1 protein-coding gene is annotated in these 267 nt (G+C 46.1%); it reads left to right on the top strand.

Features of this window, described 5'->3' with window-relative positions; genetic code table 11:
• Window positions 1-18: 18 nt before the first annotated feature.
• The coding region (locus SAY88_RS25145) for a hypothetical protein (RefSeq protein ID WP_332635157.1) at window positions 19-267 on the top strand (249 nt) is incomplete at its 3' end.

Raw genomic sequence — 267 nt, 5'->3', positions numbered from 1 at the left:
GCCTGTTGATGACATGCAGTGGAAGTTAAGGGTTTTTTCGACCGTCTTGGTTGGCTTACAATTCCTGCTGCAAACAAGTTGTGGTTGAGTAGAGAAGCAGGTCTGTTCGTCTGCTTGAACAATCTGGGGTTGAAAAACGGTGCATGGCTTGTTTTTTTCACCTTTAATGGTGTTGTTTCGTGGTGTGCTCAACTTCCTGACTCGTCGGCCAGCTTCAGTATCGGAGATCACATCACTGTAGACTACTTCCTTAGGGTAGCATTCTTC

The organism is Halalkalibacter flavus (assembly GCF_036663575.1).
Taxonomy (GTDB): domain Bacteria; phylum Bacillota; class Bacilli; order Bacillales; family Bacillaceae_D; genus Halalkalibacter; species Halalkalibacter flavus.
Note: the sequence above shows the minus strand (reverse complement) of the source record. Positions and strands in the feature narration are given on the sequence as shown.